The sequence below is a fragment of the Dechloromonas sp. ZY10 genome (assembly GCF_041378895.1).
Taxonomy (GTDB): Bacteria; Pseudomonadota; Gammaproteobacteria; order Burkholderiales; family Rhodocyclaceae; genus Azonexus; species Azonexus aquae.
This window is the reverse complement of sequence record NZ_CP144212.1, coordinates 3,263,944-3,274,142: the sequence shown is the minus strand read 5'-3', so window position 1 is coordinate 3,274,142 and position 10,199 is coordinate 3,263,944. Positions and strand designations below refer to the sequence as shown.

10 protein-coding genes are annotated in these 10,199 nt (G+C 64.6%); 8 read left to right on the top strand and 2 right to left on the bottom strand.

From position 1 onward, the window contains the following. Positions 1-10: 10 nt before the first annotated feature. Positions 11-1,324, bottom strand: coding sequence for a hypothetical protein (locus tag VX159_RS14960; protein WP_371323672.1), 1,314 nt, complete (start codon positions 1,322-1,324; stop codon positions 11-13). A gap of 13 nt (positions 1,325-1,337) precedes the next feature. Here VX159_RS14960 and VX159_RS14955 point away from each other — a divergent pair, with 13 nt between their 5' ends. The 8 genes from VX159_RS14955 (at position 1,338) to VX159_RS14920 (ending at position 7,240) form a co-directional block, all read left to right on the top strand. Beyond that, positions 1,338-1,544 carry a hypothetical protein gene (locus VX159_RS14955; RefSeq protein WP_371323671.1) on the top strand — a complete coding sequence of 69 codons (207 nt, stop codon included), beginning with the start codon at positions 1,338-1,340 and terminating at the stop codon, positions 1,542-1,544. A 108-nt stretch (positions 1,545-1,652) separates the two neighbouring features. Further along, positions 1,653-1,805 carry a hypothetical protein gene (locus tag VX159_RS14950; protein ID WP_290897420.1) on the top strand — a complete coding sequence of 51 codons (153 nt, stop codon included), beginning with the start codon at positions 1,653-1,655 and terminating at the stop codon, positions 1,803-1,805. A 129-nt stretch (positions 1,806-1,934) separates the two neighbouring features. After that, positions 1,935-3,134, top strand: a complete 1,200-nt coding sequence (locus VX159_RS14945) for a class I SAM-dependent rRNA methyltransferase (RefSeq protein WP_371323670.1) — start codon at positions 1,935-1,937, stop codon at positions 3,132-3,134. 57 nt (positions 3,135-3,191) lie between these two features. Further along, complete coding sequence (locus VX159_RS14940; RefSeq protein WP_371323669.1) at positions 3,192-3,464, top strand: hypothetical protein; 273 nt, start codon at positions 3,192-3,194, stop codon at positions 3,462-3,464. 75 nt (positions 3,465-3,539) lie between these two features. Next, positions 3,540-4,973 carry a TonB-dependent receptor gene (locus VX159_RS14935; RefSeq protein ID WP_371323668.1) on the top strand — a complete coding sequence of 478 codons (1,434 nt, stop codon included), beginning with the start codon at positions 3,540-3,542 and terminating at the stop codon, positions 4,971-4,973. 11 nt (positions 4,974-4,984) lie between these two features. Then, entirely contained in the window at positions 4,985-5,881 is an 897-nt protein-coding gene (locus tag VX159_RS14930) for a metal ABC transporter substrate-binding protein (protein WP_371323667.1), read from the top strand. Then, on the top strand, positions 5,881-6,483 hold the full coding sequence (locus tag VX159_RS14925) for an ATP-binding cassette domain-containing protein (protein WP_371323666.1): 603 nt from the start codon (positions 5,881-5,883) through the stop codon (positions 6,481-6,483). The genes VX159_RS14930 and VX159_RS14925 overlap by 1 nt, the downstream gene beginning before the upstream one ends. Next, positions 6,464-7,240: a metal ABC transporter permease gene (locus VX159_RS14920; protein WP_371323665.1), complete on the top strand. Its 777-nt coding sequence runs from the start codon at positions 6,464-6,466 to the stop codon at positions 7,238-7,240. The genes VX159_RS14925 and VX159_RS14920 overlap by 20 nt, the downstream gene beginning before the upstream one ends. Before the next feature lie 106 nt (positions 7,241-7,346). Here the strand turns inward: VX159_RS14920 and VX159_RS14915 are convergent, their stop codons facing one another. After that, a complete protein-coding gene (locus tag VX159_RS14915) occupies positions 7,347-9,542 on the bottom strand; it encodes an OsmC domain/YcaO domain-containing protein (protein WP_371323664.1) in 2,196 nt (731 codons plus the stop codon). Positions 9,543-10,199 lie beyond the last annotated feature (657 nt).

Genomic DNA, 10,199 nt, shown 5'->3' with positions numbered 1-10,199 from the left:
CCATTGGGAGTTAGACGAAGTGTGCGGCGATACGGTTGGCCAGTGCGATGTTCTCGGCCTCGGCACGCAGCGACGGGAAGAAGGAAAGGCAGACTTCGTCGCGCGGCGATTCGTTGATGACCAGAATCGGCCGGTTCACCAGAACTGCGCCCAGGGTATCGCGCGGGCTGATATTGACGCCGCTCTGATGGCGCAGCGAGGTGCAGCCATGCAGGAAATCCGGCTGTTGCAGGAAACGGTAGTTGTTCCAGTTGGTGACGACGAAGGAAAGCGCGTCGTCGCTGGTGCCGACCACGCCCTGGCGGACGGCATCCTCAACCGCGCGGAACAGGCTGGCGTCGATCTTTTGGTCCTTGAATTCGCGAATCCGGCGGTGGATCTGCTCGGCGATCTGTTCGATCGGCAGCTCGCCATCGACGCTGACCGGGACAAAAGCGATGTAATTGCCGCAATAGCGTTCTCGTACATCCGGCGGTAGCAGGTCTGACAGCATCTTGAAACTGATGGTCTGCTTTTCCGGGAGCTGTTTTTCCCGCCGGTTCTGCTCGTAAAAGCCCTTGGCCAGTGCTGCGCAGATCACGCTGTTGCGGGTGACTTCCGGGTTGTGCCGGCGGCAGCGCTCGACCAGCGCAGCGAGCGGCAAATGGCGGCTGACCGGAGCAAAGCGCTGCTTGCGGTACTCGCCGAGATGGCCGGGAACCGCTGCCAGCGGTATGGCGTAGGCCCCGTCGTCGGCAACCGGGTAAGTGCCGAGGCCGGCAAGATTGCGCTGGTGGGTTGGCTCATCGAGATCGAGCAAGGGCAGCATTTCTTCAAGCGCAGCGGTGCGAGTGGTTGCGGCGGCCGACAGTACGGCCTGCTGACGCGGTTGATCGCGGCGCAAGCCGGCGTTGTAATGCTCGATCAGGCGATTGAACAGGCATTCGGCGCTACGGGCATCGACATAAGTATGCTCGCAGGTCTGGGCGATGATGAATTCGTTGCTGCCGTTCTGGCGCAACACGGTCAACGCCATGGCGCTGTGTTTTTCCTCGTCGCTGAGTTCCAGGCTTTGGCGGCAGAGTTCGGCGAAGTCGCGTTCGATGTCGTTGCTGTCGATCACCCGGAAATGGCGGTGTTGTGGTGCCGGGCGCCATTGGTAATCGGTCTGGGCCGAGAAGTGCAGGCGCTGGGAAAATTTTTCGGTGGCATCGAGCAGTGCGTTGTAGCTCGCGCACAAGGCATCGGTGTCGAGCGGGCCGGCAAAGCGGTAACCGCTGGTGAAATAGATGTTGGCGCGGTTCATCAGGCATTCGAGGCCAAGGGCGCCGACGGTCGAGGGCATGGATTGTCTCCGGATGATTGCGATTATTATTGGCGTGTCCGGCCTGGCCGGCATAGAGGCTCATTTTATTTCCATATTTGCCAATTTTTCCATCGCACTCGCTAACTCCTTTGCATTTTTTATGCAGAATGTCTGGTTCTTTTCGGGGCGGGGCCGGGTTGCGTTGTCGGCGGATGGCACGGGGCTAGGCCGGGTCACGCTCGGGGGGCAAAAATGCTGAAGAATCAGCGCTCAACTGAGCTTGCTCGGTGGATCGGCCGATTGACCTTTGGGCAGGCTGGTTTTATTATTCCGCTTTTGCAAAAAACCGGATTCTCAGGAGTTCCTCATGGCCATCAACCGTACCCGCCGTTCCACGCTGGAACGCCGCTGCATTTCCAAGTCCGCCAAGCGCCTGTTCAAGGGCAATGGCAAGGCAATGTTCAAGGCTGTTTACGCCGCTGAATGCCACCAGCGCAACCGCAAGGGCCTGGGTCAGTAAGCACCGATACCGAGACAAGCCCCGGTGGCCGCAAGGCGCCGGGGCTTGTTGCATTCTGGCTGGGGAATTTCGCCTGATTGGTGGCCCCACCTCCGTTTTCTGCGCTGTCTTGTGCTATCGAAAGTCATCATGGCCCAATTGATCCTGATGCCGGGCAAGGAACGCTCGGCAATGAAGCGGCATCCCTGGTTGTTTGCCGGTTCGGTCGGTCGTCTCGAAGGGCGGGCGCGTCCGGGCGATACCGTCGAAGTCCTCTCCGACAACCTCAAGCCGCTGGGGCGGGCTGCTTACAGCCCGAGCTCTCAGATCCGCGCCCGCTTCTGGACCTTTGATGCCGACGAGTCGGTCGACGATGCCTTCTTCAAGCGCCGCATTGCGCAAGCCGTCGCCCGCCGTCAGGCCCTGCCCGAGTTGCGTGGCCAGCAGGGGCTGCGCCTGATCCACGCCGAATCGGATGGCCTGCCCGGCGTCGTCGCTGATCAGTATGGCGATACGGTGGTGGTGCAGCTGACCTCGGCCGGCGCCGACAAGTGGCGCAACGCGATTGTCCACGGGCTGATCAAGGCCACCGGCTGTGCTCGCATCTACGAGCGTTCCGACTCCGACGTGCGCGGTCTCGAAGGCCTGGAGCCGACCGTCGGCTGGCTGCACGGCGCGCCGACCGAAGGTGAGCGGCCGGGGCTGGTGATCGACGAGTACGGGGTCAAGCTCGCGGTCGACGTCGTCGGCGGCCACAAAACCGGCTTCTACCTCGACCAGCGCGACAACCGCGCCTGGCTGCGCAGCGTCGCTGCCGACAAGGACATCCTCAACTGCTTCTGCTACACCGCCGGCTTCTCGCTGCAGGCGCTGGCCGGCGGCGCCCGTTCGGTGCTCTCGATCGACTCCTCCGGGCCGGCGCTGGCGCAGGCGCAGGCCAACCTCGCGCTCAACCCGCAGCTGCCGGCCGAACGCGCCGAGTGGCAGGAGGCTGATGTCTTCCAGGCGCTGCGCGATTTCCGCAAGGCCGGGCGCAGCTTCGACCTGATCGTGCTCGATCCGCCCAAGTTTGCCCCGTCGGCGGCGCATGCCGACCGCGCGGCCCGCGCCTACAAGGACATCAACCTGCTCGGCTTCCGCCTGCTGCGGCCGGGCGGCCTGTTGATGACCTATTCCTGTTCCGGCGGCATCGGTCTGGAGCTGTTCCAGAAGATCGTCGCCGGCGCCGCGCTCGACGCCGGTCGCTCGGCGCGCATCGTCCGCCGCCTGTCGGGCACCGCCGATCATCCGGTCGCCTTGAACTTTCCCGAGGGGGAATACCTCAAAGGCCTGCTCGTTCAGGTTGATTGAACCGGCTGACCGGGGGCACGCTCCCGGTCGCTTTGCCTCTTGCCCCTCGTGAATTCCTTGCGTCATCTCCTTCTCGTCATTGTCCTCGTCTTCGCCCAGCTGGCGGTCGGGGTGCATGCGGTCGGCCACGCTGCCGGCGACGACGAGGCGGTGCCGACGCACGCCTGCGAATTGTGTCTGCAGGCGCACGACCTGGGGGCGGCATTGCCGACGCTGCTGGCGTTGCCGCTGCCGGTCTTGCTGGCCGAGAGGGCTGCGAGCCCGATGTCGCAAGGTCGCCTGGCCTTGCCGCCGCCGCCGGCAGCACAACGCGGCCCGCCGCTTTCCTGAAAAAACCGCCTTTTTCAACGTCGACCGTGGCGATGCGCCCGGTCGCGCTCGTTCGCGTTTTTTCAGGAGTTTCCCATGCGTCAAACCCTCCTGTCGGCCATGATTGCCGGCATCTTTCTGCCTCTTCCCCTTCTTGCCGCCGAGTCTGCCGATCTGGCTGCCATTCGTTCCCAGATTGCCGAAATGAAGCAGGCCTATGAGCAGCGGATTGCCGCGCTCGAAAGCAAGCTGGCCGCCGCCGAGCGCCAGACGACGCCGGCCGTAGCCCCTGCTGGTCCGGCTGCGGCTGAACCGGCAGCACCCCGCAGCGAGCGCGGCAGTAGCCGGGCCAGCGCCTTCAATCCGGAAGTCTCGCTGATCCTGCAAGGGCAATATACGCAGATGAAGAATGTCGCCGGTCGCGGTATCACCGGTTTCTGGCCGGCGGCCGGGCACAGCCACGGCGGTAACGAAGTCGAGGCCGCCAACCGGCGCGGCTTCAATGTCGATCACAGCGAGTTGGTGCTCTCCGCGAATATCGACCCGAACTGGCGCGGCCAGGCGATCCTGGCCATGCGCGACCGCGAGGTTGAAGTCGAAGAAGCCTGGTTCCAGTCGCTCGGTCTGGGCAGCGGCTTCGGCCTCAAGGGCGGGCGTTTCCGCTCCGGGATCGGCTACCTCAACGAGCAGCATCCGCACATGTGGGATTTCGCCGGCGCGCCGCTGATGTATTCCGCGCTCTTCGGCGAGCACGGTAGTTACGTGCAGGACGGCGTGCAGGCCAAGTGGTTGGCGCCGACCCCGTTCTTCCTCGAATTCGGCGCCGAAAGCGGGCGTGGGGCCGGCTTCCCCGGCAGCGAGCGCAACCGCAACGGTGCCGGTAGTGGCGCGGTCTTTGCCCACATCGGCAACGACTTCGGCGATTCGCACAGCTGGCGCGCCGGCCTTTCTTACCTCAAGACCGCGACCCGGCAGCGGCTGGCCGAGGTGCACGACGCCAACGACGTGCACGGCGAGGCTGGGCTCAACGCCGGCAGCCAGACCTGGATCGCCGATTTCGTCTGGAAATGGGCGCCCGATGGCAATCCCAAGTACCGCAATTTCAAGCTGCAGGGCGAATACTTCAGCCGCAGCGAAAACGGCGACATCGGTTGCGCTGCCGAAGTCTCCGGTAGCGGCGAGGCCTGCAGCGGTACCCGCGACAGCTACCGCCGCCGGCAGAATGGCTGGTATCTGCAGGCGGTGTACCAATTCACGCCCAACTGGCGCGCCGGTCTGCGTCACGAGCAGCTGGCGGCCAACAGTGCGCGCATCGGCACGCTGGCAGCGGCCGAGCTGGGCAGCGAGAATGCCTTGTTCAAGGATTTCACGCCCAAGCGTTCGTCGGCGATGATCGACTACAGCTGGAGCGAGTTTTCGCGCGTCCGTCTGCAATACGCGCAGGACAAGTCGATGCAGGGCCTGACCGATCACCAATGGACCCTGCAGTACATCATGAGCCTGGGCGCCCACGGCGCGCACAAGTTCTGAGGGAGCAAGCGATGAAAAAAAGTTTTTTCCTGTTTGTCAGCAGCTTGCTGGCGACGCTGGCTCACGCCGATCTCGCGGTCTTTGCCACGGTCCCGGAATGGGGTGCGCTGGCCAGTGAAATCGGTGGCGGCAAGGCCAAGGTGTATACCGCGACCACCGCCCGTCAGGACCCGCACCGGATCGAGGCACGGCCTTCGCTGCTGGCGCAGGCGCGGCGGGCGCAACTGGTGGTCGCCACCGGCGCCGACCTCGAAATCGGCTGGCTGCCGCTGGTCCTGCGCGATGCTGGCAATGCCGCGATCCAGCCGGGGCAGCCCGGTTATTTCGAAGCGGCGCAGCAGGTCCGCCTGCTCGATGTGCCGACGGTGCTCGACCGCGCGCACGGCGACGTGCATGCGGCGGGCAATCCGCACCTCCACCTCGACCCGCGCAACCTGCTGGCGGTGGGCGACGCGCTGAGCCGCCGCATGGCCGAGCTGGATGCGGCCAATGCCACGGTCTACCAGCAAAACTGGCAAAAATTCCGCGCCCGCTGGCAGGCCGCGATCAGTCGCTGGGAGGCGCAGGCCGCGCCGCTCAAGGGGCTGCCGGTGCTGGAGCATCACACCTCTTACGCCTACCTTGCGCACTGGCTGGGCTTGCGCATTGTCGGTGCGCTCGAACCCAAACCCGGGGTTGAGCCAAGCAGCAGCCACCTCAGCGGCTTGCTGCAGCGGCAGCAGGGGGCGCAGGCGGCCAAACTGATCCTGCGCACCGCCTACCAGGCCGAAGGCCCTAGCCAGTGGCTGGCGGCCAAGGCCGGGATTCCGGCGCTGCAACTGCCTTACACCGTCGGCGGTACCGCCGAAGCCGGCGATCTGTTCGGCCTTTTCGACGACAGCGTCCAACGTTTGCTGAAAGCCCTGTGATGGCGCCGCTGCTGCAACTCTCCGGGGTGGTCGCCGGCTGGCCGGGGGCGGCGGATACCCCTGTCGGCAAGGCAGTCAGCCTGGCGTTGGCGGCCGGTGAAATCGTCGGCCTGGCCGGGCCCAACGGCGTCGGCAAAAGCAGCCTGCTGGCGTTGATCGCCGGCGGCGGTGCCCACTGCATCGCAGGTGAGTTGCAGCGGGCGGCAGGCTTGCGCATCAACTGGCAACGTCAGGAAGTGCCGCCCTTTGCCGGCCTGCCGCTGAATGGACACGAACTGCTGGCGCTGACCGGTGCTGCCGCTGTCGGCCTGCCGCCCTGGCTGGCCGACAAGCTGGATTGGCGGCTCGACCGCCTTTCCGGCGGGCAGCGGCACTTTCTCGCGCTGTGGGCGGTACTGCAGGCGCCGGGCGATCTGGTGCTGCTCGACGAGCCGACCAACAATCTCGATGTAGCCGGCGTGCGCTGGCTGGCCGCGCATCTGCGCGATCGTGCGGCGGCTGGCGCCGGCCTGCTGGTGGTCAGCCACGACGCCGATTTTCTCGCCGCCTGCTGCGACCGCATCGTTCATCTGGAGGCCGCGCATGCAGTGGACCTCGCCTGATTTCGCGCTCTTTGCGCTGCCCTTTGCCAACGGCCTGCTGCTGGCCTTGCTGCTACCGCTGCTCGGCGCCTACCTGCGCCTGCGCGACGAATGGCTGGCGGCGCTGGCTTACGCCCACGTTGCCGCCGCCGGCGCCTTGCTCGCGGCCAGCGCGGCGTTGCCGCCGGTGGCTGGCGGGTTGGCCGCCAGCGCCGTTGCCGGGGCTGGCAAGCAGGCCCTGCAACGCCGGCTCAGCGGCGCCGCCGCCCAGGTGTTCCTGCTCCTCGCCAGTTGGGCGCTGGCGGTGCTCTTGGTTGCCAACAACCCGCTCGCCGAAAGCCTGGGCCACGCACTGTTCGACGGCCAGCTTTACTTTGCCGGCTGGCAGCAGCTGGCATTGGCCGGCGGCGCGCTGTTGCTGACGCTGCTCGGGCTGCGCCGCTGGTCGGCCGACCTGCTGCTTGCCCGGCTCTACCCGGATTTTTTACGTCTGCGCGGCCGTCCGGCCTGGCCGGTGCTCGCCGGCTTCGACCTGCTTGCCGCGCTGTGTCTGGCGCTGGCGACCATGACTCTGGGTGTGATGGGCGCCTTCGCGCTGGTCTTCATCCCGGCCTGGCTCGCCTTTCGCCGTGCCGCCAGCTGGCGGCGGGGGCTGCTGCTGGCGCTGGCTTGCGGGCTGCTGGCCTACCTCGCCGCCTTTGCCCTGGCGCTCGGCCTCGATCAGCCGTTCGGGCCGGTACTGGCCTTGTTGCTGCTGCTGGCGGTGGTCTTGGGCTGAGATTTACGGTCGACCGGGAAAAATCGCCTTTTTTCCGGTCGACCGTGATCGGCCAGAGCAGCCGAGGCCCAACTCGCAGAGGTGCGTGTTGGGCGGCCGCTCTGGCTTACCCGGCCGCCTTGGTGCGAGCGGCGTGGGCCTTGCGGTAGCTGTCGAGCAGCCGCTGGTGGCGGTCCAGTCCTTCCAGCTTCATGCTGGTCGGCGTCAGGCCATGGAAGCGCACGCTGCCGTTGACCGAGCCGAGTACGGCGTCCATGCGTTCGTTGCCGAACATGCGGCGGAAATTGGTTTCGTAATCGTCCAGTTCCAGCTCGTCGTCGAGCGTGACTTCAAGCACGGCGTTCACGGCCTGATAAAAGAGGCCGCGCTCGGCGGTGTTCTCGTTGTATTGCAGATAGGCCTCGACCTGATCCTTGGCCGACTCGAAATCCTGCAGCGCCAGGTTGATCAGCAACTTGAGTTCGAGAATGGTCAGCTGGCCCCAGACCGTGTTTTCGTCGAACTCGACGCCGATCAGGGTGATGATGTCGGTGTAGTCGTCGAGCTCGCTCTCCTCCAGGCGTTCGAGCAGCGCGGCCAGCGCGTCGTCGTCGAGGCGGTGCAGATTGAGGATGTCGGCGCGGAAGGCCAGCGCCTTGTTGGTGTTGTCCCAGATCAGATCGTCGACCGGGTAAATTTCGGAGTAACCCGGAACCAGGATGCGGCAGGCGGTGGCGCCCAACTGGTCGTAGACCGCCATGTACACTTCTTTGCCCATGGCTTCGAGGATGCCGAACAGGGTGGCGGCTTCGTCGGCGTTCGAATTTTCGCCCTGGCCGGAGAAATCCCATTCGACGAATTCGTAATCGGCTTTGGCGCTGAAAAAGCGCCACGACACCACGCCGCTGGAGTCGATGAAGTGTTCGACGAAGTTATTGGGCTCGGTGACGGCGTTGCTCTCGAAGGTCGGTCGCGGCAGGTCGTTGAGGCCTTCGAAGCTGCGGCCCTGCAGCAGTTCGGTGAGGCTGCGTTCGAGCGCCACTTCCAGGCTGGGATGCGCGCCGAAGGAGGCAAAGACGCCGCCGGTGCGCGGATTCATCAGGGTCACGCACATCACCGGGAATTCGCCGCCGAGCGAAGCATCCTTGACCAGCACCGGGAAGCCCTGATTTTCCAGTTCGGCAATGCCGGCGACGATGCCGGGATATTTGGCCAACACCTCGGCCGGTACGTCGGGCAGGGCGATTTCGCCCTCCAGAATTTCGCGTTTGACGGCCCGCTCAAAGATTTCCGACAGGCACTGTACCTGCGCCTCGGCCAGCGTATTGCCGGCACTCATGCCGTTGCTCAGGTAGAGGTTGTCGATCAGGTTGGTCGGGAAATACACCGTTTCGCCGTCCGACTGGCGCACGTAAGGCAGCGCGCAGACGCCGCGCTCGGTGTTGCCGGAATTGGTGTCGAACAGGTGCGAGGCGCGCAGTTCGCCGTCCGGGTTGTAGATTTCCAGCGTGTAGTCGTCGAGCAGGCCCTTGGGCAGCGCATCCTTCTTGCCCGGCTTGAACCAGCGCTCCTCCGGGTAATGCACGAAGGGCGCGTTGGCGAATTCCTCGCCCCAGTAATTGTCGTTATAGAAATGGTTGCAGCTCAGGCGCTCGATGTACTCGCCCAACGCCGAGGCCAGCGCGCTTTCCTTGGTCGCCCCCTTGCCGTTGGTGAAGCACATCGGCGAATGCGCGTCGCGGATATGCAGCGACCAGACATTCGGGACCAGATTGCGCCAGGAAGCGATCTCGATCTTGATTCCCAGCCCGGCGAGCAGGCCGGACATGTTGGCGATGGTCTCTTCCAGCGGCAGGTCCTTGCCGGCGATGTAGGTCTGCGTGTCGGCGTCCGGGCTGAGGGTCAGCAGCGCCTGGGCGTCGGCATCCAGATTCTCGACTTCCTCGATCACGAACTCGGGGCCGGTCTGCACGACCTTCTTCACGGTACACCGGTCAATCGAACGCAAAATGCCCAGCCGGTCCTTCTCGGAAATGTCCGGCGGCAGCTCGACCTGGATTTTGAAGGTCTGCTTATAGCGGTTTTCCGGATCGACGATGTTGTTGTGCGCCAGGCGGATGTGCTCGGTCGGGATATTGCGCGTGTCGCAGTAGAGCTTGACGAAGTAGGCCGCGCACAAGGCCGACGAAGCGAGGAAGTAATCGAACGGCCCCGGCGCCGAGCCATCGCCCTTGTAGCGGATGGGCTGATCGGCGATGACCGTGAAGTCGTCGAATTTGGCTTCCTGACGAAGCTTGTCGAGAAAATTGACCTTGATTTCCATGGGAATTCCGCAAAAGCGTGCAAAACAAAATGGCCGCCATTATCGGGGTTTCCGGCCGGGAAAAACCTGCGGCGGGTGGGAATTGGCAAAAAACTGCGTCGGTTTTACGGTCGACGGGGAAAATGGCCGTTTTTCGCGGTTGACCGTGGAAGTAGCCGGATTGCCCGGCTCGCGAGCCAGAGACGCCTCGGGAATGCGGGCTGCGAGCGGGCGCTAACGGCGGGGGGATTCTGGTTTGTGCTTGCAGGCAGGCTGGCGCGTGAGGGCTGTTGCTGGCGCGGGGTCTGTTGCTGCTGGCGCTGGTTTCCGCGCCTGACGCGCGGGCATACTTTTTCTTGTCTTGCCAAGAAAAAGTAGCCAAAAAGAAGGCGCGCCCACTGCGGCGCCCGGCTGCGCCGGGTGCTCTGCGCTGCTCGCGCACAACGGGGGGCTGCGGAACTCGGCCCTTTGGGCCTCAGACAGTCCTCGCCCTCTTTCCCGTTGCCCGCTGCGCTGCTCGACGCCGCAGAGGGCTGGGGGAAAAACGTCTCGGATTCACGGTCGACGGTAAAAAAATGACGTTTTTGCCGGTTGACCGTAAAAGCCAGTCAACGTTGATTTTCGCTCCAAGCTTTCCGCCGCGACGCCTTGGGGCCCCATGTGGAGCGCCGAGCAACG